Raw genomic sequence first — 23,884 nt, 5'->3', positions numbered from 1 at the left:
TAGGGCCTTGGTGTTAAGTGAGAAAAGTATGCAATCAATTCCGATGACAGTTCGTGGCGCAGATTTACTGCGCAAAGAGCTTAACGAATTAAAAACAGTTACCCGTCCAAAAATTATCGCCGACATTGCTGTTGCGCGTGAACACGGTGACTTAAAAGAAAATGCTGAGTACCACGCTGCGCGTGAGCAACAGGGTTTTTGTGAAGGTCGAATTCAAGAAATTGAAGCAAAGCTTTCAAATGTTCAAATTATCGACGTAACTAAAATGCCGAATACTGGTAAAGTTATCTTTGGCACTACGGTAACTATTGTAAATGTAGAAACCGATGCAGAAGTAAAATACCGTATTGTGGGCGATGATGAAGCAAATATTAAAAACAATTTAATATCTGTTAACTCGCCTATAGCGCGTGGTTTGATTGGTAAACAAATGGACGACGCAGTGTCTATCCAAACGCCAAAAGGTATCGTTGAGTACGAAATCATTGAAGTTGAGTATCTTTAACGCATAACTCACTTTAACGTTTTAAATAAAAACCGATGTATTTACATCGGTTTTTTTATGCCCTAAATAAATCACTATACTGATAAGGGTGTTCATATTGCATAAAGAGTGAGCATGATGATATAGGTACATAATCACTTCATTAAAAGGAACACTCAATGGCTAATATACTTTACCCAGCGCCTTTAAAAGTAGGCTCTAAAATTGCTATTTGCTCGCTTTCAGCAGGTCTGAAAGAAAAGTTCCATGCACGATTAGACATTGTTATAAATGGATTAAAAAATCGAGGGTATGATGTTGTTGAAGGCGAGTTTTCACGTCAAAACAAACCGCGTGAACAGCTTAATGCTAAAGCACATGCTCAGCAATTAATGGGCTTTTTATTAGATGAAGAAATTGATGCAATTATGCCGCCAATGGGTGGTGAGCTGGCAATGGAAATACTGCCACTGCTTGATTTTAATGCCATTAAACAAGCAAAGCCTAAATGGTTAGTTGGCTTTTCTGATGTGAGTACTATTGCCTGTGCATTAACGGCTAAGTGCCAATGGGCGACCCTGCACAGTGCTAACCTTATGCAGTTGCATCCTGATGAAAAAAATCCGTATAGCTTACAAATATTCGAAACCCTTACTTACGAAGCGGGTAGTAAATTTGAGCAAGGGCCTTCCTCTTTATATCAAAAAAACAAGCCTAGCTACGCGCAAAACCCAAATGAATTACTAAGTCCTAGCGAGCCAACAAAATGGCAATGTTTAAACTACACAGATAAACGCACCATAGAAATGTCAGGTCGCTTATTTGGCGGATGTTTAGATACAGTAGGTTTACTGCTCGACTCACCATTTTTAGCACTACATGAATTTAAAAAGGACAGTGCGCCCGAAGGGCTTATTTTATACCTTGAAAACTCAGAACTTACACCTACAACCGTTGCACGATTTTTACTGTCATTAAAATTAGCTGGCATATTTGACGACATTAATGGTTTGGTTTTAGGGCGAAGTGAAATAACACAAGGTCATTACGATGCCTTTGATTATCGCCATGCGTTAGATGTAGCGCTAGGTGGGTGTTTATTTCCTGTAATTTTTGATGCCGATATAGGGCACGTTCAACCTAACTTAAATTTGGTCAATGGTGCTACCTGTACGCTAGTTGCTGATATAAATGAAGGTATAGTAGATCGCGCATCGTTAAATATTCAACTTTCGTAGTTTTTATTGTATTTAGTTTTGAAAAACAAATAAATACAAGCGTATAATATGCCTACAGTAACTGCTAATGCTTACTGTAAATTCTCAGGGCGGGGTGAAATTCCCCACCGGCGGTATGTTTAATGTTTTTTATGACTTAAACGAGCCCGCGAGCGCTTTATTTAACTTATTTTAGGTTAAGTAAAGGTCAAGCAGATCTGGTGAGATGCCAGAGCCGACGGTTACAGTCCGGATGAAAGAGAATATGGCTTATTATACTAAAACCAATTTAATTAAAAACATGATCCTTGTATCGCGTTAATTGAGCTATTTTTCTTTGCGCTATATTTAGTCACTAATTTAATGTTATTGGTATAACAGTGTGCGCTGCATTTTGCTGCGTGCTTTTTGTTATTTTATTTAAGCTATTTTGGTAGTGATCGCTTTAAATTTAAGTGATGTATTACTGATCCTTTCACAGTCCTGAATCTATTATTTTTATTTGGAATATAATGATGATTCAGTCTCTACTTACTCAATTCGGCGAAAGCCATACCCGCGTACAAAGCGCAATCACTGCACTACAGCAAGGCCAAGGCGTACTTGTCGTTGATGATGAAAACCGTGAAAATGAAGGCGACTTTGTTTTTTCAGCTGAGCACCTAACGACTTCTCAAATGGCCGAAATGATCCGCGAAGGCAGCGGTATTGTTTGTTTATGCATGGGGGATGAGCGCATTAAACAGCTCGACTTACCGCAAATGGTAGCTAACAATACGAGTCAAAATAACACCGCTTATACAGTCACTATTGAAGCTAAGCATGGCGTAACAACAGGCGTATCTGCTGCTGATAGAGTAACTACTATAAAAGCAGCGACAGCGGATAATGCAAAACCAAGTGATTTATCCCGCCCAGGGCATGTATTTGGTTTAAAGGCACAAACGGGTGGCGTATTAGTGCGTCGCGGTCATACCGAAGCATCCGTTGATTTAATGCAACTTGCCGGCTTAAAACCATTTGGCGTAATTTGCGAACTAACAAATCCTGATGGTTCAATGGCGCGCTTACCTGAGGTGAGTGATTATGCTAATAAACATAATATGACCGTTGTTTCTATTGAAGATTTAGTGCAATACATTCAGGCTGCACAGCGCAAAGTAAGTTAAACTGCTTTAAAGCAAAAAAACCACTTATTTAAATAAGTGGTTTTTTAATATTGTTATCATTTAAGTTTATAACGTATTACTTATAAAACCTGAATAACTTGCTCTTTTGCTAAGCGAGATTTAGGTAATTTAGCATTATAATCTTCAGCGCTATCATGATAGCCAAGTACTAATGCCACGTCGCATACGTAACCATCAAGTTCTTTTTCAAAGACTTCGCCAATCAGCTCGGCATCTACGCCTTCCATTGGGGTTGAATCAATGCCTAAACGTGCAGCGACATGCATAGTGTTACCCAGTGCAATGTAAGTTTGTGCTTTAGTCCACCTCGAATAATTGTTATTTTTTAAGAAAACTTCCAGACTTTATTTGAGAGGCTAATTAAAGTGTGTGACATTACATGTTAACTGTCAGTGCTAACGTTATAGTATAAGTGAAAGATAGTACGGCTTATTTTGCTTTTGTAAGCGAGTTAATGCCATGCTATATTGACGTTAACTTATATAAAAGGAATTAATAATATGATCGTTAAATTTAATAAACTTTGGTCTAATCATCCATATCCTGACGCACCTTGTGATAAATCTCTGTTTGGAAATCAATGCGCTATTCGCATGGGGGTTGCGCTAGAAAAGTCAGGAATAGATACTTCGTCTTTTGATAGTATGTATCCTCAACGCCGGTGCTACCCTGGTTTAAAGCATAGTCCTAGACATATCTTGGCAGCTCAGGAGCTTGCAAATTGGATTGACTCTCCTCGTAGCACTGCATTTGGTACTAAAAAAGTAATTAAAGGGGGCGCTTTATCCAAGTTGAAAGATAAAAAAGGAATTATATTTATAATGAATGGCTGGGGTAATACTGATCACATTGACTTGTGGGATGGGGAGTACCTAAAGGGTGGTAACACAGATTGGCTGAATTTAGGTGATGAGATCTGGTTTTGGGAAATTTTAGTATGAGAAATAAATTAACATTTAGCTCTATGTTACTTTTATTTTCTTGTTCAAATATAAACGCTGGCATACTTTTAGATGCTGAAATTTGCGAAGTTTCAATGGACAATAATAGTGAAAAACTACAGTTGTCACCTCCATGCTCATTAGTCAAAACTGAAAATGGCAAGAAAAATTTTTTTCAATTTAATGAAAGTAAAATTTATATTATTTCTGGAGCCCCGGCTAAATTAGAGAAATTAAAAAGATGGTCAGTAAAAGAGAGTGATAGATGTTCACTGGAATATCAGGCTGTTATAGTCGTTAGTAATAAATTTTCTCTATCTAAACTGAAAGATAAAGGTTTAGTGTGTCCTGATATTGGTTTAGATGAAAAGTTTTATCAACAATTTGTCCAATATTAATCTATGAAAGAGTAGTACAGTTTTCTCGCTTACTCCATATACCTTACGGATTATAAAAAACCACTTATTATAATAAGTGGTTTAATTGAAAACTGTTATTAATATAGTATTACTTATAAAACCTGAATAACTTGCTCTTTAGCCAAGCGAGATTTAGGTAGCTTAGCATTATAATCTTCAGCGCTATCGTGATAGCCAAGTACTAATGCGACGTCGCATACGTAACCATCAAGTTCTTTTTCAAAGACTTCGCCAATCAGCTCGGCATCTACGCCTTCCATTGGAGTTGAATCAATGCCTAAACGTGCAGCGGCATGCATAGTGTTACCCAGTGCAATGTAAGTTTGTGCTTTAGTCCACTCTTCATTAACGCCTTGCTCATCAGTATTCATATCAACAAACGCATAAGCACCAAAAGCTTGTTCGCGATTTTCTGCTTTAGTACGGCCATTTTTAATATCTGCATCAATAACTTGTGCGTAGTCATCGCGGGTATATTTAGGATTGTGAGCGAATAATATTATATGCGAAGCTGTTTTAATATGTGGCTGGTTAAACGCAAATTTATTAGCAAATGTACTATGCATACGCTCTTTAGCCTCATCTGATTCAATTACGATGAATTTCCAAGGCTGCGAGTTAATAGATGATGGAGATAGGCGCATAGCTTCGTAAATAACGGCTAAATCGTCTTGAGATACACGTTTCGTTGCATCGTAACGTTTTGCTGTGTAACGCTTTTCTAAGTCATTAAGAATAGGGTGAGTCATTAGTTTCTCCATTGAGTAGGTGTTTTACCAGTATTTACTATGTTGAGTCAGTTTTAGTAAAAACAAACCCTTTTAAAAATTTATTACAAAAATAATATCGTGTTTTTAAATCACTTTACTTATTTGATTCAATTGATATCTACGTAAAGTAAGGCCTATCAATATAGCTAGGTACGGATAGTAGTGGGTTATTACAATATGATAAACAGGTATATGGTTGAATCATTATCAAATATTATTAGGTAATAGTTTCTTTAATAAATATAAATACACTAATAGCCACCCCGAAATATTGGTTGAAGACACCAATTACATTGGTGCCTTCAATTAATTCAGGCAGCGCGTATTTAGTATTTATGGAATTAAAAACCTTCCAACACTATTTTGCCAATAGAGCGACCTTCTTCAAGTTCTGCGTGTGCAATACGCAGGTTAGCCGCATTTATAGTGCCTAAATTTTTACCAATCGTTGTTTGAATATGGCCCTGATCAATTAACTCAGCAACATGATTTAATAACTTGCTTTGCTCAATTAAATCTTTGGCATTAAACATTGAGCGGGCAAACATAAATTCCCAATGTAGCGATAAGCTCTTCATTTTTAATTTACTAACATCTAATGACTCAGGATCGTCAATCATTGCAATTTTACCAAAGGGTGCAAGTACCTCTGTATACGCTTCAAAGTAAGTATCAGTACTGTGCAGACTTGCTACATGTGTTACCGAGCCAATGTTTAATGCGTCAATTTGAGCGGGTAATGGTTTTGTATGATCAACAACATAATCTGCGCCTAGTTTTTTAACCCATGCTTGTGAGCTTTCACGCGATGCAGTGGCAATCACTGTTGCACCAGTAATCGCTTTAGCAAGCTGAATAAAAATAGAGCCAACGCCGCCTGCGGCACCTGTTACTAAAATAACTTCGTCAGATTTTGTTTTTGCATCAGCTGCTTGTTTTACAATGTTTAAATGCTCAAATAATAATTCGTACGCTGTTATTGCAGTAAGGGGTAATGCAGCAGCTTCAGCATTGTTTAAGCTTTGTGGTTTGAACCCTACAATGCGCTCATCCACTAATTGAAATTCTGCATTACTACCTGGGCGGGTAATATCACCTGCGTAGTAAACAGCATCGCCAGGTTTAAATGCCGTTACAGCATCGCCGGTGGCAACAACTTCACCAACGGCATCCCAACCAATAACTTTTACTTCACCATCAGCAGGGGGCATAGATGCACGCACTTTGTAATCTGCTGGGTTAACTGCAATAGCTTTAACTTTAATTAATAAATCGCGACCTGTTGCAACTGGCTGTGGTAATTCAACATCAATTAACGATTCAGGATTAGAAACAGGAAGAGATTTTTTATAACCAATGGCTTTCATAATAAGTGTCCTAATTCGTTTACATATAAGGTGCAAGCCATGCTTTGGCTAGCTGATGGATATATAGTAGACCTTGCTTTAATATAGATAAACCGCATAATTGTTGAATCATTATCAAATATAAATAGATAATATGAACATAGAAGATTTAAAACTTATTTTAAAAGTAGCTGAGTTTAGAAGTATTACGCTCGCAGCTGCTAAGTTAGATATGCGTACAGCCACAGCAAGCGCTGCTATTAAACGTGTTGAGGCAGCCCTTGGTAGCGAGCTGTTTGTTCGTACAACACGTCATTTAAGGTTATCGGCTGCTGGGGAGCGCTACATACCACAATGTGAGCAGGCTTTAGCTGTACTTGAGCTTGCAAAGCAAAATCTAAAAGGTGAGCACGACGAAATTGAAGGGGAGTTGCGGGTTGCCCTTTCATCTGACTTAGGCCGTAACTTAGTGATCCCATGGATTGATGAACTCATGGACACTTATCCAAAGCTAAGTTTAAGAACGCATATAAGTGATAGTAATATCGACTTTTACCGTGACTCAGTTGATATAGCGCTTCGTTATGGCTCGCCTAATGATGCTAGCGTTTATGGATTCAAAATTTGTAACGTACCGCGCTTGTTATGTGCAACTGACGAATATCTCTTACAAAACGGGGCTCCCATGCATCCCGATGATTTAGCGTCGCATCAAGGTTTGTTTTATCAGTTGCAGGATATTATAAATAATACGTGGGAATTCACCGATGGTGAGTCAAAATATAAAGTTAAAATGAATGGCAGGCGCGCCTCAAACGATGGCGATTTAGTAAGGCGCTGGTGCGTTGCGGGTAAAGGCTTGGCTGTAAAATCAGCCCTTGATATAGCCGATGATTTACTCAATGACAGGGTGGTTACTGTAATGCAAGATTATCAACATGTTAATGGTGAACTTTGGCTTATTTGCCCAAGTAGGCAGTCAATAACCCCAGCGGTGCGTTTACTACGTGATGTATGCAGAGCAAAATCCCAAGCTATTTTGCAGCAGTTGGTCAATAAAGGAATTATTGATAAAAGCGTACTGAGCTAATTAGTCTACTTAATAATGCCACCGGCTTAGAGCTGGTGGCATTTATCGTATTCGTTAACTTAGCTTTTTATTAAAAAACTCAACGGTACGTTGCCATGCAAGCTCGGCATTGTCTTTATCATAGCGACCTGTCGAGTCATTATGAAAACCATGATTTGCCCCTTTATACATATGCATAGTGTATTCAACATTATTAGCTTTCAAATCTTGTTCGTACTGTGGCCACGACGCGTTTACACGTTTATCCAGCTCGCCTAATTGAATCATTAACGGTGCTTTAATATTTTTACGTAAACTTTCACTGGCGGGAGTGCCGTAAAAAGGCACGCCAGCGCTGATTAAATTACTATCTACTGCCGCTAAATAATTAACAATGTAGCCACCAAAACAAAAACCGACAGCGCCTAATTTACCGTTACTGTTAGCATGCGATTTTAAAAAGTGCGCTGCGGCAACAAAATCGTTTTGAATTTTAGCGCGATCCATGGTTTTTTGCATAGCGCGTCCTTCATCATCGTTACCAGGGTAACCACCTAGAGGAAATAGCGCATCGGGTGCAAATGCAATAAAGCCTACTTTAGCTAAGCGTCTTGCTACATCCTTTATGTAAGGGTTTAATCCACGGTTTTCGTGTACCACGAGTACAACAGGAAGCTTACCCTCTACATTTTTAGGGGTTGCTAAGTAACCTTTGCCTTTACCGTGTCCGTCTGGCGAATCGAATTCTTCGTACGTTGCCGTTATATCGTCATCGTTAAACGACACTTGTTCAGCCAGTGCGTAATTAGGTAATAATGCCGATGTAAGTACAGCCATCGAAAAGCCAAGTGCAGCAAGGCCACCGAGTTTTTTCATAAAAGTACGTCGGTCCATTAAACCGTGGGCGTACTCGTCATACCAATCAAAGGCTTCTTGAGGAATGTGATCAGAGGGAGATGTATTCATGGCTGTTCCTTAATTTTATTATGTCTATTTATTATTTAAATACCATAACGTATTAGAGATAAAAAACGAGCAATATTTCTATCAATTATTAGGACTGGTAATTAATCCTGCGTGTTAAAAAATAAGTAATGTTAGCAAATAGGTGAATATCATTTTTAAGCTAAAAATAAAAAGCTCGACATAATATGCCGAGCTTTTTTGGTTGGGATGTTACTTAATTTAGCTGTGAGTAGGCGCTGGTTGGGCATCTACTAGTGGTGGCTTGCCACGCATTTTACGTACTAATCGTTTAGCATCTTCTAGTGCAACATACTGGCACGGTATAAGTATCAGTGTAATTACTGTGGCAAATAACACACCAAAAGCAAGTGATACAGCCATTGGGATAACAATTTTAGCTTGTAAACTCGTTTCAAAAATAATTGGCATTACACCAATAAAGGTAGTGATTGAGGTGAGTAATATTGCTCTAAAGCGACGAGCACCGGCTTGCATTACAGCATCTTTAATTGCAACACCTTCAGCGCGGGCTTTGTTTACAAAATCAACCATAACGAGGGAATCATTTACGACCACACCCGCTACAGCAATAATGCCAAACATCGATAAGCTACTCATGGTCATACCTAAAATCATATGGCCAAACATAGCGCCCACTACACCAAACGGAATAACCGACATTATAATAAGTGGCTGCGAGTAAGAGCGAAGTGGAATCGCTAATAAAGCAAATATAATCATCATTGATATACCAAAATCACGAAGCTGCTCTGAAGCGCTATCCATTTCTTCTTGAATGCGCCCAGCTACATCACTTGTAACGCCAGGGTAGCTTTTAAGTAATGTTGGTAAGTATTCATCACGAATTTCTTCTGCAATCGCAAATGGTTCGGCTTGGTCGGTATTTACCGCAGCCCATACGTTTACAGTACGTTTAGAGTTTTCGCGGCGGATACGGTTAACACCGTCAACAAGCTTAACTTCGGCTACTTCACTTAGCGGTACTTCAGCGCCAGTAGGTGTAATAATACGCACACTTGCGATGTCACTAATTGAGTTACGTTCGTCTTCTGGATAGCGGATCATGACTTTAATTTCTTCGCCTTCACGCAATATTCGCTGCGCTTCTAAGCCGTAGTAACTAAAGCTAACTTGCGATGCGACATCAGCAAGCGTTAAACCCATGCTATAAGCGAGTGGTTTTAAATCAAGTTGCACTTCGTCGGTGGCACTTTGCATTGAGTCGTTTACGTCGCCAACACCTTCCATTGTTTGTAATTTGGCTTTTAATTTACCAGCCACTTCTTTTAGCTCGTTAGCATTTTTGCCTTCAAGTTTAAAGCTAACGTCGCCATCATCTCGACCGCCATTCATTATACTGTCTTGAATGGTCATGGTTTTAATGCCTGGTAGGGCGGGCATTTGCTCGCGCCATAACGCACTTAGGGCAAAGGTGTCGATAGGGCGTAAGTCAGGCTCTACCAAAATGGCCATAATATTTGCTTCAGTTCGCCCGCGCAGGCTTACCGATAAATCGCGGATCATCGGTTTACCGTATTGCTCTTGTAGTTGCTGATCGACCTTTAACAACACGCTTTCTATTTTACGTGCGGTTTCAAGCGTTGCTTGCTCAGATGAAGCAAGGTTCATTTCTATATCAATACGTGGAAAGTCGTGCGGTATTTTAGGGTTTGGTACAAACTTAACTAAACCACCTGCAAACATACCTGCGCTTACAATAAGCAAACACATAAAGCCGACAATCACTGTATAGCGATAATGAATACAGCGGCTAACAAAAGGAAGGTAGTAGTTATTCACAAAGCCTTTTAAGCTGCTATCAATCACCATACGTAAGCGATGTAATAGGTTTTTAGGATTTGGTTTACGTGGGTTCATTGCTGCAATATGTGCAGGCAAAATAAGTTTTGATTCAATGAGTGAAAAAATCAAACATAAAATAATCACGCCACCAATGGCCTTAGAAAAAGCAGCACCAGGGCCGGTTGCGAGTGTTTGTGGTAAAAATGCAGCAATAGTCGTTAGCACACCAAAGGTTGCTGGCATCGCAACGCGTTTTACACCGCGTACAACGTTATCAAGTGTGTGGCCGTATTTTTCTATTTCGGCACTGGCTGACTCGCCCACAACTATGGCGTCATCAACAACAATCCCGAGTACAAGTATAAAGGCAAAAAGAGAGGCTAGGTTAATTGTTACATCTAAAAAGCCAATAGGCATAAACAAAAAGGCGCCCAGAAAAGACACCGGTAAACCCATCATTACCCAAAATGCTAAGCGGAGCGGTAAAAATAGTGCCAGCACTATCATTACTAACAAGCCACCCCAAATCATGTTATCGACCATCATATCGAGTCGACCTTCAAGGTAGTAAGTTAAATCAACAATAGGAGAGAGCTTAACGCCTGCAGGTAAAAGTGGCTCTTTAGTTGCCATGTAGCTTTTAAGTACTTTTGCTACATCGGTAATGTCTTGATCTTTTGATGCGTTTACTTCAAACGAGAGTGAATTTTTACCATTGTATTTTGAATATTGTAGACCTTCTTCAAAGCCATCATTAATAGTTGCAACATCGCCTAAATAAATTTGTGCGCCATCAGCAAGGGTAATAAGTGGCAGTTTTTCAAACTCAAAACCACGGTAGGCTTGTTTTTCAACACGCATCGAAATATAACCATTTTCAGAGCGTATTTGCCCCGCCGACATATTTGCCGAAAAGTTTTGCACAGCACCTGCAATATCTCTAAATGTTAATCCGTACTCGCGTAGTTTATCAGGGCTGACTTCTATACCAATTTCGTATTCTAAGCCGCCGTTAAAATTAACAAGGTTAACGTGAGGCAGTGCTTGTAGCTCGTCTTTTATATCGTTGCCAAGCTCTTTTAACTGGTAATTACTCATGTCGCCGTAAAGCGCGAGTATCATTACCTCTTGCTCAAACTTATCGCGGCGCACAACAGGGCGCTCCATCCCCGCAGGAAAGGTGTTTATTGAATCAACTTGTACTTTAATTTCATCAAGTACTTCTTGTGGATTGTATTGTTCTTCTATTTCAATCCACGCTTGTGAAAAACCACGGTTAGAGTACGTAATTAGGCGTTTAATGCCTTCAATACCTTCGAGGTTTTCTTCAACTTTTATGGTTATGCCTTCTTCAACCTCTTGCGGGGCTGCACCTGGGTAAACCGCTTGTACGCTTATCCAGTTGCTTTCAAACTGTGGGAACATTTGTTTGCGAATGGTCATCGCCATTAAAATACCGCCTACTAATATAAATATCATTAGTAGGTTGGCAGCAACGGGATTTCGGGCAAACCATGCTATTAACCCTGTTTCACGAGTGTTCATGATTATTCCTCTTTCAGCGCAAGTTGAGTTACATCAGTTTTATCAGGCGCAATATCTTCAATTTTTACTGCCATACCTTCAGTTGGGTATTCAAGCGCTGAGGTAACAATTTGCTCGCCATTGTTTAACCCTTGGCTAGCTATAATCATGCCGTTTTGTTCGCGTATAATATTGAGGGTTTTAAACGACAATGTTAAATCGTCATTTAAAATTACAATTTTATTATCTTTAACTAAGTGGTGCGCAACAATAATTGCGTTATCAAGCGGGCGACCTTCAATGGTAGCGTTAATGTACGAACCAAAACGAAGAGGGCGTGTTTTGTCGCCATAAGGTGTTGCAAGTTGTGCAACCAAGTAGCTCATGCGGCTTGTTTGATCAACCACACCTTCGGTGCGAATTACTTTGGCTTGCCACATTGTTTGTTTACCTGCGTATTCTGCGTTAAATGTAACATTTGAGCCTACGCCGCCATTTTTTAAATATTGCAGTTCTTGATCGGCAACCGGTAAACGTACCTCTGCAACTGAGGTTGCGCTTAGTGCGCCAAAACTATTACCTGGGTTTACTACTGAACCCAAGCTAATTGTGCGCTCATTAATAATGGCATCGTATGGGGCTTTAATATAAGTACGCTCAAGATTGCGGCTAGCACGCTTAACACTTGCTTGAGCAGAGCGGTAACGCGCTAATTTTTCTGCCAGCTGTGGTTTTCGTAAATAAAGTTCTGATGCAATAGCGTCGCTTGAGTCTGACTTAATGCGCTCCCACTCAGCTTGAGCGACATGTGCTTGCGCGCGTTCTATTTCAAGTGCTGAGCTTGCTTGTGCTAAACCCGCTTGCGCTTCAATAAAGTCAGCCTCATAATCATTTGCATCAATTCGTGCTAAAATATCGCCTTGCTTTACAAACGCGCCTTCTACAAATTGATCTGATACCGAAATAACTTGCCCGCTAACTTGTGCTATTAGCTCGGTACGATATTTTGGTTTAACAATGCCGTACGATTTAACATCGAGCGTTATAGAATCTAAAAGTACGCGTTGTGTTGCTACTAAAGGACGTAAATCTTGCTCTGGCTTTTCTTCGGGTGGTTTTTTCATTGCCATAAAGGCGAAAGCTAAAGCAATACCGCCTGCTAAAACAGCGATTGGGAGTATTATTTGTTTTTTAGTAGCCACAAGGCATTCCTTCATAATTGGTGGTGACAGAGCAATAATACGCAATAAAGTGTTTACAAGCTGTTTTAAGATGTAACAAAGCATTACATGTGTGTGTTACAACTCACTATGTGACTAATTAAGTTCCTAAAAAGAAATTAAAGTAAGTGTTTTTTATACAGAGGAAATTATGAAAACCGAATCGATGAATTGCAGGCTAGGCTGCGGCGCATGTTGTATTGCGCCAAGTATTAGTTCGCCTATTCCAGGTATGCCAAATGGTAAAAAAGCCGGAGAGCGTTGTATTCAGCTGGACGAAGGTAATTTATGTAAGTTATTTGGTGATGAAAGTCGACCAAAAGTATGTAGCGATTTTAGTGCCACGCTTGATGTGTGCGGGTCAACAAACGCGCAAGCTCTAGCACTTATTACAGAGCTTGAAGAGCTAACTTAATCCTCGTTTTTAATACACATCTATTTACACTTATTTTATTACTGAGTATTTATTTTACGTCATTCAAAGCTGCGCTTTTCACGCGAGCAAGCTCTACGTTTACCGCCAAAGTGTAGGCTTGTGTTTGTTTTGTAGACGTGAAGCTTGCTTACGTGACAGGCAAAGCCTGTAAAACTGATTTATTCACAAAGAGGGGAGGAGGCGCTGCGCTTTTAGAGGAGGAGATTAATTTAAAGTAATAGTTGGCTTTTGTTTTTCTCATTTACTCCTAATTCTTTTCTCTTTGTGTAATATTTTTTTCCTAAAAACTGCACTTTTATATAAATAAACACAGCGTTTACAAACCAAAGTATAAATTGAGTTCGTAAACGCTGGCTTTATTTTCTACCAGCTATACGTTGCGCTTAACGTATATTGCTCACCGCGCCCAGGTGTACCTGGTATTTCTTCAAACGACTCATCCCATAAGTTATCTGCCGCTAAGGTGATAAATAAATTACTCAACTGTGGCGGCGTTATTTTAAGCGTTAGCTGGGTAAATAACGCATTGTCATTGCCGTTTCTAAGTGAATTTTTGTGTTGTGTACGCCATTCGTTATCTATTCTAAATTCTAAAATATCAGTTGGGTTGTACACAGCGCCAAGTGTTAAACGGTGATCAGGAAAGTTTAACGCGTAAAAGCTGGCATCAATATCGGCTGCGCCGTAGTTTTCTGATTTATGTAAATAGGTGTAGCTTGCTATAAGCTTTGCTGTATCAAAGTGCTTAGTCGCTAAAAATTCAACCCCTGCAGTATCAATATCTACTGGGTTTGCAAAGCGCGCTGAGGTTGAATCAAAATTAAAGGTCCAATCGGTCAAGTTATTATCTTTTCGATAAAAAATAGCCGAGTTTAACTGCCAGCTTTGTTCTTCAAGTAATAAACCTAGCTCCAAGTTTGATGTGGTTTCGCGCTCAAGGTTGTAGTTACTTCTAAATAACCCGCCAGAGTCGCTGCCGCCAATGGCTGTGTAGCCTGCAACTTGACTCGCTTGCGCGTATGATAAGTAAAGGGTTTGTGCTGTGCCGTCACTATTTTGGGTGTTTAAGGTTATGTCACCAATAGCTGATACTTCAGCATCATCACGATTTGTATCGTCATAGGCTGCGCCTAAACGAAAGGTAAGCTGTTGGTTTTTTTGCGCTATTGTGTATTGGGGCAATATACTTAGCTTGTAATACTTTCGTGAGGTAAAGTTGTTTTCAAGTGTGGTTGATTCAATCGAGTCATCAATAAATTGTGCAGAGTAATTTATTGCCAGTGCATCGCTTTGTGCATGGCGACCCGAAAGTCCAAACGATTTAACTTCGCTTTTATGAAAAGCTTCAAATGCACTAGGATTTTCGCGCGAGTAAATATAGTGATCGTCATGGGTACGATAATAAGCAGATACTTCAAAGTTGCTGTTATCAGCGTAGTTTTGCTTGTGATTAAGCATCCAAAGACGGGTTTCTAAATCTTCAGTTTCGTTAACGCCAAAAGGGGTGTACAAGTTAGGCCAGCCAAAAAACTTATCTTGTGAGCCAAAAAACAAATCTGTTTGGCTATGCTCGCTTGCTAATTGCACGCGAGCTGAGGCGCGCGAGAAGTCATGATCGCCATTATCAATGGTGCCATCACTTTGCGAATGAGAATACTCACCTTCAAAGCCCAGAGTATAGTTAGCTAAGCTATCAAGTTGTGTGTTTTTAGCAGCGTGAATACTTTGCAGATTAAAGTCGTTTGTACCAGTACCAAGGGATACACTACCGCCAGTAATAATCGGTTTCCAACCAAACGAAACTGTACCTACAGAGCTATTCATACCGTAAAGTGCGTTATCGGCACCGGTTAAAACATCTGGGCCGGTTAGCATTTGCGGTGCAATGGGTATTTCAGCAAAATAATGCCCAGATTGCGGGTCAAGCAGGGTAACGCTTCCTACTCTAAAACCGGTGTTTTCAAAAATCCCTCCACGAATAGTTACATCAGCCTGCGCCTCAGCCATATTACGCGATTGTAAATCAACACGGGGGTCATATTCTAAATTAGAAATAGGCGAGTCGAATGTACCTACTGGCAACTTATTTGCAGTGGGTGAGGCCTCAACCGTTATTTTCTCGATTGCCGACTCATCAGATAGCGTATTAGCATTAGCAAATGCAGTAACGCTGCATAATATTGCAGGTATTATAAGGTGTGGTGTGCGATTCATGTGTTTCTCGTCATTTTTTATTTGTAGCTGCGGTTACAATTAATTTCAAAGCTTATATTTGAGCATGATAAAATAATTAAATGTAACAGCAGTCATTTTGTGCGCGATTGTACATTAATTTGTTAATAACTGCATTTGATAACCATTTACGTAATACCGGCTTTATTAAAAACATGGTCATTCTATCGTATTAAATAGCGCACTCACTGCGTTAAAAGTTATTTATATAGAACAACTATATGTCATAATTTTCGCCTTGTTATTGCGCTATTTTCTTGGCGCTATAATAGAACATTATTTTAATGCAATCGGTATAATTACTTATTAGGTAACATTTATAATGGATACGACACAACAAAATACTATTTACTTTGCTGGTGGCTGCCTGTGGGGCGTACAAGAGTTTTTAAAGCACTTACCAGGCGTAATAAGTACTGAAGCAGGTCGCGCTAATGGTACAAGCAAAACCACTGACGGCGAATACGATGGTTATGCCGAATGCGTAAAGGTCATTTTTGATTTAAAAGTCGTTAGCCTAAATAAGCTGTATGATTACTTTTTTGAAATTATTGACCCATACAGTATTAATAAACAAGGGGATGACGTAGGCCCTAAATACCGCACTGCCATTTATAGCAAAAACCAAAGCCATTTAGATGCAGCAAGCAATTATATAAACAAGCGCAGTGATGCCGATAAAATTGTGGTAGGGGTAGAGCTGCTAACTAACTACGTGCCAAGCGATCCTGAGCATCAAGACCGACTAACTAATCACCCTGATGATTACTGCCATATACCGCTTGAGTTACTGCATAAGTATAAATCGTAAATTTAACACGGTGTTTTTTTGTAGACGTGCAGCTTGCTGACGTGACGAGCGCAGCTCGTAATTTAAGATGGAATATAGCGCTATAAAGTAATTAGAAGCTATCGCTTCTCGCGCAAGCAAGCTTAGCGCCTACAGGTAAAGTTTAATCCGGTATTTTGTAGACGTGCAGCTTGCTGACGTGACGAGCGCAGCTCGTAATTTAAGATGGAATATAGCGCTATAAAGTAATTAGAAGCTATCGCTTCTCGCGCAAGCAAGCATAGCGCCTACAGGTAAAGTTTAATCCGGTATTTTGTAGACGTGCAGCTTGCTGACGTGACGAGCGTAGCTCGTAATTACTTAAGTCTGTAAGCCCAAAAATACACATCCACAAAAAAGCTCACGAACTGTGAGCTTTTTTAAAACTTACTTATAGCTAATTTTAACTTACAGCTGCTTTTGCGGCGGGAAGTTACTTAAAATTTCGCTAACTGTTTTATTAATTGATGCTTCACGTTGTTCTGGCGATTGATTTTTCTTTAATCGACCTTCTTTTGCGCCGCGCCATACAAGCTGGTTAGATTCACGATCTACAATATCAATAATCAACGTACCCACTTCGTATTCACGCGCGGTTGTATCACGTTGAAAACCAGTACCCCAATAACCCCAATGCGGGCGGTAATTTACATTAAATGTATCTACTTCAAGCTCTTTATCTACCGATGCATGATAGTTAACAAGTACATCAGCATTTGCTGCATCAACTAAGCTCATACCTAGTGTTTGGCTCAGTTCTGCGTTAACGGCAGTGCGAACACGTTTTTCCATTAGGCCATTAATTTGGTAGTTATTTGTGTCTTTAGTTAGGCTGGCGTTTTCTACCCAAGCAAATGTTTTAAAATTACTAAAGTTGGCTGATTTATCGTAATCCCAATCAGGGGTTTGTGTACAGGCTGTAAGTAGTGCTAGCGCTGCAACAATAAGTATATTTTTCATTACGTTTGCTCCAATAAAATGCATTAATTTAAAATAACACACATAGTTTAAATGTGTATTATTTAAACGTCCTATATTTTAGTTTAGTTGGTTTGCCTTAACGGCCAATTAATTGTGTTCAACTTCAATCCAGTCTTTTTCGTCTACCCAGTTTTGGGCGCCATCTTTTACTGAACGAATAGGTACAATGTAATCACAGCTTACCTGCGGTTTAACCGAGGCAAAAATTGGCACAAAGCCAAAGCTCAGTGCCGTTTCTATGATTGCTTTTTGGTTTTGCGGGTCAATGTCGGCCGCTTCATCAATATAAATAGGTATACGGTAAAGGTTTTGTTCCTGATCGCTTAATAAGTAACGAATAAACAACATGCCACACAATAACTTAATCGTAATACGTGTGCCGTTTGAACCTGCAGAATCTATTTTTTCAAAGTGCTCTGTTTCACCTGCGCGGTTAACTACTTCAAATCGAATATCAAATAAATCGGTAAGTGTTAAGCCCGCTTTATCTGATGCGAGTTTAATTAAGTGATCTTTTGCTTCGTTTACCGCACTTTCGCTGTAAGGTTCTTGGCTAAGTAAATCAAGCGTGTCGCCTTGCTCAAACTGATGCGACGTGCTGATAATGGTATCTATACTATCAACCAGCATTTTGCGCGGTATGACGTTAATTTTAAACGCTTGCAGGTTTGAAATACGGTGCTGGCTTATGCCTTTATTAAAGCTATTCATTTCGCGGCGAAGTCGGTCTAAATCTTCTCGCAAGCCTTTTATAGTTGCGGCCACTTCGGTAAGCGCAACGCGTGCTTGGCGCTCAACAGCATCGCGTTCGTTATCAATATTATGAAAGGCGCTTATTAGCTTTTGGTATTTAGTATATTCGTCATTTTCGTTGTCGAATTTAGTAATACCCGCGTTATATACATGCAAATAGGTATTACGCACGTTTATGTCAAAATTACGCAGTTCTTGGCAGTCTTTATTAAAATGATGAACAAGGTCGCTTAAGTTATCAAAGTCGACCGTAATATCAATCATGTATGGAGTTACTTTACCGCTGTATAAATCAAGCGTGTGATCAATTCGCTCGCTCTTAACTTGGCGTAATCGCTCAGTTTGGCGATTAATTTGCTCTTGTTTCGATTTAATTAACGAGCGACGATCGGCAATTGAGCCACTATTTTTTTGAATATCTTGCAAGTAGTCGTCAACTTGTTCGCGCTCAGCTAATAACTGCTCTTTTAGCATGGCTTGCGCTTCAACCGATTGCTGCATTACCTCAAACTGCTCTAAGCGTTTTAGGGCGCTCTCTGCGCTCATAAGCTCATCGTATAACGCGTCTTTCTCTTTTTGCTTGTCGGCAACGTTTGCTGCAACATCGCGCTGTTGCTTAAACTCTTTAAGTGAGTGCTCAAGTGCATTTAGCTGAGCGGTTAATTGCTCTTTGTTTTCGCCGCTTTGCATTTGCACAGGCGAGAGCTTTTTAAGCTTAATGCTCGCACCTGGTAGCCTTAATACGCCGCCTTTAACGTTTTCGCTAAGTAGCGATAAAAATTCACCAAACGCGTCTTCGTCATCAATGGTTATATCGCCATTAGTGGTGGTCGCAAATGAGAGAATATCGGGGTTTAAAATGCGCGATATTTCCTCTACTTCTTTTAACGAGAGGTCTTCGCGCATGCGGGTAAACAAATTAAACTCAAGGTTTTTAAGTTGTAGCTTTAGGCTCTTAATTTGTTTTTGTGTTTCGCTAATGCGGTAGTCAAGTGTGTGTAGGCTTTGCCCTTGTGCGCTTGTTATAGAGTGCGAAAGCGACTCGTAATCTTGTTTTAACTGAGTCAGGCTGGTTTTAAGCGTGGCTTTATTTACCAGTTCAAACTCGCTTTTAAGCGCATCGTAATCTAAAAACCACTGCTCAATTTGAGTTTGTCTGCGCTCTATATCACGCGATTGCTGTACGTATAGGCTTTGTTTTTGCTCAAACTCGTGTTTTTCGTGCTCTATATCTTCAAGGGCTATACCCAACTCATTAAGTTGCGACTCTTGATAAGTATCAAAATCAATCAGTGCTTGGTCAATTTTAGGTGCGTATGCGGCTAATTTACCTTTAAGCACGGTTTGGTTTTCAAGCATTGATTCAAGCGCTGCTATTGGCTCTTGCATTGACTCAAGGGCTTTTAATTCGCGTCTTGAGCGGTTTACTTTATCAAACGAGCGACGCCATACTTCATAAAAGTCGACCTTAGAGTTCGACATATGGCGTTCAAACACGCGTAGCATAAAGCGTTTTACGTCGCTTGCGCCCAATTTATGTAAGTTAAGAATACGTCTAAATATTTCTTTATAAATAGAAGAGTCTTGTACATTATTTAGCGGGATCATTTTTAGGTTAATGTCGCCGTCAAAAGGCGTTGCGCCGCCAGTAAGTAGCGCGTTTAACTCTTGTGCTTTAAGCTCAATAGGGTTGTAGTTAAGCGATTTTAAATGGTTGAACAGCTTGGTAAATTTAATAATAGTTTTACCTTGCGTATACTGCTCTAAATCAAGCTTACCTTGATAACAAAAGTACTGATGCGCGTAACCGGCAATTTTACCAAGTCCTGCAACTCCAATTACTACCGAGCCATGAGGCAAGTTAGCTTCTAGTAAAATGTAGGACTGATCGGATGAAAAATAAAACTTACGGGTTTCATCTAAATCGTGTCCGTCCCATTCTGTTAAGCGCAAATCGTTAATAAGCGGAAACTGCAGGGCGTTAATAACCGAGCTTTTACCGGTGTTATTGGGCGCGCAAATAGAGCTGCTTTTATCAAGCGGGATCACACATTTTGCATAGCCTGCAGTGTTAAGTAGGGCGAGTTTGCTTAGTCCGTATAGATTTTTCATTCCTCGTCCTCTGTAATGTAGGTTTCTTCGTTTACTTCCATGAGTGCATCTATGTAGCGGTGAATTGGCGCTTGTAGCATAAAGCCGCCTTCTACTTCACGGGCTAAACCTAAGCGCACCATGCGCAGGTAAACGTCTTTACGCAAATCCGATCCCGAAAATATCTCAAGCTGATCAAACAAATGTTTGTTAATTTGCACCAGCGTTTGCATAAGCTCTAAATCGTTTACGTCGTCAAACAATGCGCGCATTGGGTCTTTACCCGTATTGGCGTAGTGCTCAATTAAAATGTAAATGGTGAGCGCGATAGCGCGAGATATTTTGCCCATATTGGGTGTGCTTTCGTCGCTACCAAAATAATAAAAGCCACGGCTGTCGTGTTTTAAATCGTTACCTAAAGCGGTAAATAGGGCGGTGTAGTCTTCTATGCGTTGGTCAAGCTCTTGCCACATTACGTTGTCTTGCTCGCAAATGTGATAACCCGCTACTAATTTTTTATTAATGGCTTGTAGATGGGTTAGCTCGTCTAAGTTTATGTGTGTCATGGTTTATTTACCTGCCTTTGAATCTGGCTGAGGCTCTGAATTAAATGGATATAAAGAAAAGTGCTGACCGGCAATTTTTACGCGGGCTTTTTCATCGCTTTGAATTATTTTAATATCGCTGTCGCTGACTAATTTTTGATACAAAAATAGCATTTCGTCGGCATCGAGATCTGGATAGCTTTCGTCTAAAAATTGCAGCAAGGGCTGCGGCTTTTTGCGTTTTTTATTAAAGCGCTTAGCAAAGCTGGTTTTGACATCGTTGTAGTCAGGAATATTAGGCGTAACAAATGCAGGCACGTCTTGCTGGTCAGGCAATTGGTATTCTTCGTGTTCAAATTCAACCAAGCTTGCCATGTAAGCCACAATATGGCGTTGCTGACCAAGCGAATATCGCTGCGCGTCGCTTACAAAATGTGGTTGCACAGCACTTAGCATATTGTCTACGCCATTTTTACGTACAAGCCCAAGTACTTTGGCTGCTTGGCGAGTAATTAAGTTATTACGGCGTAGCTCCTCGCGCAGTGGCATAAGCATATCGGCACTTTTACGTAAGCTTTCTCGGCCCATTAAATGCATTTCGAGTATACGGGTACGTAATTGCTCCAGCATACGTTTGTCGTTATACGCTTTACCTGAGCGCTCAATGTGCAGTATTTGCTTACTTATTTGCTCTTCAATGAGGGTAAAACATGCATGAAACTCACCACGAATATCAACCATTTCAAGCATTGGCTCTATGTATTCGTCAAAGGCTTCTATTACCGCTTTATAACGCTTTTGCAGCGATTGCACTGCATTATTTGATTTGGCTTGTTCAACAATATTTAAAATAGCGTTTTCGTTGTGCGTATAGAGCTTCATTATTTTACGCACCCGATCATCCATAATGCGGCTGTAGCGGCGCAAGTCGTCAAAGTCTTCTATTTCGCCAGCGTTATCTAGGCGGTTACCTAAACGAGCAAGGTCCTCTACTAATACGCTAATTTCTTGCGCTAAACCTAAATGCTCTTCTTGCAGTAAAAAAGTAGCAAAATCAGCAATAGCACGATTTATTTCAAGCTGAGAGGATTTAGCCAGTGGAATTAAAATATCTTGGTTTAACAAACGATTTGTTTCTTTATAAATGCGTTCGTTTGACCACGTAGGCTGCTTTTGCTTAATCGCGTTTTGTACGTCTTTTAGGCTAAAGTCAGCCATTTTAAAACGTTTAAATAATAGCTCTAATACACCCCAATGTTCGGTTATGGTGTTTAGCAGCTTTTTAGCTGGGATCATAAGGGGTTACAACATCCTAGTATTTTATTATTGAGTTCTTTTAGAAGACTCATTATTACGTATTTTTAATTAACCTTGTCTGTATATAGTATTCGTTTTTAAGACCATTTAATAATAGTTTTTGCATAGAGGCAGTGCTAAAATTCGCGCCGAAAATAGGCACATGAAATGGAATGTTATTTGTGTGTTCTTTAAAACTATATCAAAGGTTGTTTAACTACCATGGTTTCCTCGATTATTCTAACCCTGATAGCGATTGCATTTTTACTGATCGTTATAGAAGATATAATCCATGTAAATAAAGCTAAAACCACGCTGTTTTTTGGTACGCTTTGCTGGATTCTTCTTTTTATATACCCCCTACACGGGCAAAGTCCCGATACGATTCAACATCTTTTAAATGAAAATATTTTAGAAATTGCCTCATTATGGCTATTTTTAATGGCTGCAATGACCTTTGTCGCGTATTTAAATTCAAAGGGGTTTATAGAAAATATTGTGCACCGTGTTATGCCAAAAAGTATTAGCGAAAAAAAGCTCATGTTTTTGGTGGGTGGTTTTGCGTTTTTGTTTTCGTCGATTTCAGATAACGTAACAGCGACGCTTATATCGCTTGCGGTTGTTATGTCGTTAAAGCTTGAACCTAAAAAACTCATTAAATACGCCACGCTTATTGTGTTTGGAGTTAACTCAGGTGGGGTATCGCTAATAACCGGTGACGTAACCACACTAATGATATTTTTAGATGGCAAAGTAACCATTGCTCATTTATTACTACTTATAGCGCCAGCACTTGCAAGCGTTATGCTGCTTGCCGCGTTACTGTCTATAGGTATGAAAGGGCGTGTTGAGTTTGCTAGTGCAGGTAAAATCCGCATTGAAAAAACCGACATAACCATTGCTGTTATATTTTTATCTACCGTAGTGAGCACACTTACGCTGAGTGTAATTTACAGCGTACCGCCTCTATTAACCTTTTTGTTTGGCTTATCAGTGATGTTTTTAGTGGCGCAATTTTTAATGCGTAAAAAAGACATAAACAAAGACATAATCGATTTTGTTCGCGATATAGAATACGACACATTATTGTTTTTTGTAGGCGTACTTTTACTTGTAGGTGCACTTAAAGAAATTGGTATGTTGAGTAAATTTACCGATCTATACACGGTAATGGCACCAGAATACGCAAACTACTTAATGGGCATATTATCAGCTGGGGTCGATAACGTACCGCTTACCGCTGCATTATTAAAAGCCAATATAGTAATGAGCCAACAACACTGGTTGTCGTTTACGTATGCAACGGGCGTGGGCGGTTCAATGCTTATTATTGGTTCGGCTGCGGGCATTATTGCCATGAGTAAAGTTAAAGCGCTTACCTTTATGAGCTACTTGCGTTTATCGCTGCATTTATTAATTTGTTACACGGTTGGATATGCGGGCTCGTATTACATGGGCAGTTTTATTTAACTCATAAATTATTAAATGCTTGACAGCTAGACGTCTAAACGATAACTTTCAAAGCCCCGCTACTTAGTGGGGTTTTGTTTTATTAGCCACTGGTTAATAAAGCATTCAGAAGAGGTGCGATACTTAGGTACTTAATGTTAGGCGACGAAAGCCGATGATCATTAAGGAGGGAAGTACTCGCCGAGGAAAATAATGGTACGTCGTCATTGTTTTTCGGTTTATGGGGCTGAATCCTCAAAACTGTCACCAATATAGGTGGAGAGCTTCTGGCAGTGGACTTA

The 23,884-nt window shown here is 39.7% G+C and carries 19 protein-coding genes, 1 pseudogene and 2 riboswitches; of the genes and pseudogenes, 9 read left to right on the top strand and 11 right to left on the bottom strand.

The features are described from left to right. Positions 1–28: 28 nt before the first annotated feature. From greA to ribB, 3 genes are all read left to right on the top strand, one after another. Positions 29–505 (top strand): transcription elongation factor GreA, encoded by a 477-nt coding sequence (gene greA, locus H5160_RS16095; RefSeq protein WP_182737979.1) that lies wholly within the window; start codon positions 29–31, stop codon positions 503–505. Between the two features lie 158 nt (positions 506–663). Next, positions 664–1,722, top strand: coding sequence for a S66 peptidase family protein (locus H5160_RS16090; RefSeq protein ID WP_182737977.1), 1,059 nt, complete (start codon positions 664–666; stop codon positions 1,720–1,722). A gap of 76 nt (positions 1,723–1,798) precedes the next feature. Continuing rightward, positions 1,799–1,970: riboswitch (FMN riboswitch) on the top strand. Between the two features lie 246 nt (positions 1,971–2,216). Next, complete coding sequence (gene ribB, locus H5160_RS16085; protein ID WP_182671740.1) at positions 2,217–2,870, top strand: 3,4-dihydroxy-2-butanone-4-phosphate synthase; 654 nt, start codon at positions 2,217–2,219, stop codon at positions 2,868–2,870. Positions 2,871–2,950: 80 nt separating this feature from the next. Here the strand turns inward: ribB and H5160_RS16080 are convergent. Beyond that, positions 2,951–3,202, bottom strand: a pseudogene (locus H5160_RS16080) (nitroreductase family protein); the annotation flags it as partial. A 189-nt stretch (positions 3,203–3,391) separates the two neighbouring features. Between H5160_RS16080 and H5160_RS16075 the strand changes: the two are divergent. After that, positions 3,392–3,832, top strand: coding sequence for a T6SS effector amidase Tae4 family protein (locus H5160_RS16075; RefSeq protein WP_232525520.1), 441 nt, complete (start codon positions 3,392–3,394; stop codon positions 3,830–3,832). Then, positions 3,829–4,230, top strand: a complete 402-nt coding sequence (locus tag H5160_RS16070; protein WP_096792864.1) for a hypothetical protein — start codon at positions 3,829–3,831, stop codon at positions 4,228–4,230. The genes H5160_RS16075 and H5160_RS16070 overlap by 4 nt, the downstream gene beginning before the upstream one ends. Before the next feature lie 113 nt (positions 4,231–4,343). Here H5160_RS16070 and H5160_RS16065 read toward each other — a convergent pair whose 3' ends face one another. Beyond that, positions 4,344–5,000 (bottom strand): nitroreductase family protein, encoded by a 657-nt coding sequence (locus H5160_RS16065; RefSeq protein WP_182715806.1) that lies wholly within the window; start codon positions 4,998–5,000, stop codon positions 4,344–4,346. 362 nt (positions 5,001–5,362) lie between these two features. Beyond that, a complete protein-coding gene (locus H5160_RS16060) occupies positions 5,363–6,388 on the bottom strand; it encodes a zinc-binding alcohol dehydrogenase family protein (RefSeq protein ID WP_182737976.1) in 1,026 nt (341 codons plus the stop codon). A 133-nt stretch (positions 6,389–6,521) separates the two neighbouring features. Between H5160_RS16060 and H5160_RS16055 the strand changes: the two genes are divergently transcribed. Next, entirely contained in the window at positions 6,522–7,457 is a 936-nt protein-coding gene (locus tag H5160_RS16055) for a LysR family transcriptional regulator (RefSeq protein ID WP_182737974.1), read from the top strand. 54 nt (positions 7,458–7,511) lie between these two features. On the opposite strand, the gene H5160_RS16050 is transcribed toward H5160_RS16055, so the two are convergent. The 3 genes from H5160_RS16050 to H5160_RS16040 form a co-directional block, all read right to left on the bottom strand. Beyond that, the gene (locus H5160_RS16050) at positions 7,512–8,402 is read right to left on the bottom strand and encodes a dienelactone hydrolase family protein (RefSeq protein ID WP_182737972.1); all 891 of its coding nucleotides are present in this window, start codon (positions 8,400–8,402) and stop codon (positions 7,512–7,514) included. 219 nt (positions 8,403–8,621) lie between these two features. Continuing rightward, on the bottom strand, positions 8,622–11,771 hold the full coding sequence (locus tag H5160_RS16045) for an efflux RND transporter permease subunit (protein WP_182711579.1): 3,150 nt from the start codon (positions 11,769–11,771) through the stop codon (positions 8,622–8,624). A 2-nt stretch (positions 11,772–11,773) separates the two neighbouring features. Continuing rightward, the gene (locus H5160_RS16040) at positions 11,774–12,952 is read right to left on the bottom strand and encodes an efflux RND transporter periplasmic adaptor subunit (RefSeq protein WP_182737970.1); all 1,179 of its coding nucleotides are present in this window, start codon (positions 12,950–12,952) and stop codon (positions 11,774–11,776) included. 169 nt (positions 12,953–13,121) lie between these two features. Here H5160_RS16040 and H5160_RS16035 point away from each other — a divergent pair, with 169 nt between their 5' ends. Beyond that, positions 13,122–13,385: a YkgJ family cysteine cluster protein gene (locus tag H5160_RS16035; protein WP_182733704.1), complete on the top strand. Its 264-nt coding sequence runs from the start codon at positions 13,122–13,124 to the stop codon at positions 13,383–13,385. A gap of 384 nt (positions 13,386–13,769) precedes the next feature. On the opposite strand, the gene H5160_RS16030 is transcribed toward H5160_RS16035, so the two are convergent. Continuing rightward, on the bottom strand, positions 13,770–15,620 hold the full coding sequence (locus H5160_RS16030; RefSeq protein WP_182733705.1) for a TonB-dependent siderophore receptor: 1,851 nt from the start codon (positions 15,618–15,620) through the stop codon (positions 13,770–13,772). Positions 15,621–15,960: 340 nt separating this feature from the next. Between H5160_RS16030 and H5160_RS16025 the strand changes: the two genes are divergently transcribed. Continuing rightward, complete coding sequence (locus H5160_RS16025; RefSeq protein WP_182715797.1) at positions 15,961–16,449, top strand: peptide-methionine (S)-S-oxide reductase; 489 nt, start codon at positions 15,961–15,963, stop codon at positions 16,447–16,449. A gap of 426 nt (positions 16,450–16,875) precedes the next feature. On the opposite strand, the gene H5160_RS16020 is transcribed toward H5160_RS16025, so the two are convergent. The 4 genes from H5160_RS16020 to H5160_RS16005 form a co-directional block, all read right to left on the bottom strand. Continuing rightward, positions 16,876–17,427 carry a DUF4136 domain-containing protein gene (locus H5160_RS16020; RefSeq protein WP_182737969.1) on the bottom strand — a complete coding sequence of 184 codons (552 nt, stop codon included), beginning with the start codon at positions 17,425–17,427 and terminating at the stop codon, positions 16,876–16,878. Between the two features lie 108 nt (positions 17,428–17,535). After that, a complete protein-coding gene (locus tag H5160_RS16015) occupies positions 17,536–20,313 on the bottom strand; it encodes an ATPase (RefSeq protein ID WP_182737967.1) in 2,778 nt (925 codons plus the stop codon). Further along, positions 20,310–20,858: a condensin complex protein MksE gene (locus tag H5160_RS16010; protein WP_182737966.1), complete on the bottom strand. Its 549-nt coding sequence runs from the start codon at positions 20,856–20,858 to the stop codon at positions 20,310–20,312. Before H5160_RS16010 ends, H5160_RS16015 begins: the two co-directional genes overlap by 4 nt. Before the next feature lie 3 nt (positions 20,859–20,861). After that, on the bottom strand, positions 20,862–22,133 hold the full coding sequence (locus H5160_RS16005; RefSeq protein ID WP_101217584.1) for a hypothetical protein: 1,272 nt from the start codon (positions 22,131–22,133) through the stop codon (positions 20,862–20,864). Positions 22,134–22,355: 222 nt separating this feature from the next. Here H5160_RS16005 and nhaD point away from each other — a divergent pair, with 222 nt between their 5' ends. Further along, positions 22,356–23,603, top strand: coding sequence for a sodium:proton antiporter NhaD (gene nhaD / locus H5160_RS16000; RefSeq protein ID WP_182737964.1), 1,248 nt, complete (start codon positions 22,356–22,358; stop codon positions 23,601–23,603). A gap of 101 nt (positions 23,604–23,704) precedes the next feature. Next, positions 23,705–23,877: riboswitch (Lysine riboswitch) on the top strand. The last annotated feature ends 7 nt before the right edge of the window (positions 23,878–23,884 follow it).

The organism is Pseudoalteromonas sp. SG43-4 (assembly GCF_014164325.1).
In the GTDB taxonomy this organism is placed as follows: domain Bacteria; phylum Pseudomonadota; class Gammaproteobacteria; order Enterobacterales; family Alteromonadaceae; genus Pseudoalteromonas; species Pseudoalteromonas distincta.
The sequence above is the reverse complement of the archived record's forward strand: the minus strand, read 5'-3'. Positions and strand labels throughout refer to the sequence as shown.

What these genes read in the sequence shown, in the direction of transcription:
- greA (WP_182737979.1), top strand. Translation starts at nt 29, where the DNA reads ATGCAATCAATTCCGATGACAGTTCGTGGCGCAGATTTACTGCGCAAA.
- H5160_RS16090 (WP_182737977.1), top strand. Translation starts at nt 664, where the DNA reads ATGGCTAATATACTTTACCCAGCGCCTTTAAAAGTAGGCTCTAAAATT.
- ribB (WP_182671740.1), top strand. Translation starts at nt 2,217, where the DNA reads ATGATTCAGTCTCTACTTACTCAATTCGGCGAAAGCCATACCCGCGTA.
- H5160_RS16075 (WP_232525520.1), top strand. Translation starts at nt 3,392, where the DNA reads ATGATCGTTAAATTTAATAAACTTTGGTCTAATCATCCATATCCTGAC.
- H5160_RS16070 (WP_096792864.1), top strand. Translation starts at nt 3,829, where the DNA reads ATGAGAAATAAATTAACATTTAGCTCTATGTTACTTTTATTTTCTTGT.
- H5160_RS16065 (WP_182715806.1), bottom strand. Translation starts at nt 5,000, where the DNA reads ATGACTCACCCTATTCTTAATGACTTAGAAAAGCGTTACACAGCAAAA.
- H5160_RS16060 (WP_182737976.1), bottom strand. Translation starts at nt 6,388, where the DNA reads ATGAAAGCCATTGGTTATAAAAAATCTCTTCCTGTTTCTAATCCTGAA.
- H5160_RS16055 (WP_182737974.1), top strand. Translation starts at nt 6,522, where the DNA reads ATGAACATAGAAGATTTAAAACTTATTTTAAAAGTAGCTGAGTTTAGA.
- H5160_RS16050 (WP_182737972.1), bottom strand. Translation starts at nt 8,402, where the DNA reads ATGAATACATCTCCCTCTGATCACATTCCTCAAGAAGCCTTTGATTGG.
- H5160_RS16045 (WP_182711579.1), bottom strand. Translation starts at nt 11,771, where the DNA reads ATGAACACTCGTGAAACAGGGTTAATAGCATGGTTTGCCCGAAATCCC.
- H5160_RS16035 (WP_182733704.1), top strand. Translation starts at nt 13,122, where the DNA reads ATGAAAACCGAATCGATGAATTGCAGGCTAGGCTGCGGCGCATGTTGT.
- H5160_RS16030 (WP_182733705.1), bottom strand. Translation starts at nt 15,620, where the DNA reads ATGAATCGCACACCACACCTTATAATACCTGCAATATTATGCAGCGTT.
- H5160_RS16025 (WP_182715797.1), top strand. Translation starts at nt 15,961, where the DNA reads ATGGATACGACACAACAAAATACTATTTACTTTGCTGGTGGCTGCCTG.
- H5160_RS16020 (WP_182737969.1), bottom strand. Translation starts at nt 17,427, where the DNA reads ATGAAAAATATACTTATTGTTGCAGCGCTAGCACTACTTACAGCCTGT.
- H5160_RS16015 (WP_182737967.1), bottom strand. Translation starts at nt 20,313, where the DNA reads ATGAAAAATCTATACGGACTAAGCAAACTCGCCCTACTTAACACTGCA.
- H5160_RS16010 (WP_182737966.1), bottom strand. Translation starts at nt 20,858, where the DNA reads ATGACACACATAAACTTAGACGAGCTAACCCATCTACAAGCCATTAAT.
- H5160_RS16005 (WP_101217584.1), bottom strand. Translation starts at nt 22,133, where the DNA reads ATGATCCCAGCTAAAAAGCTGCTAAACACCATAACCGAACATTGGGGT.
- nhaD (WP_182737964.1), top strand. Translation starts at nt 22,356, where the DNA reads ATGGTTTCCTCGATTATTCTAACCCTGATAGCGATTGCATTTTTACTG.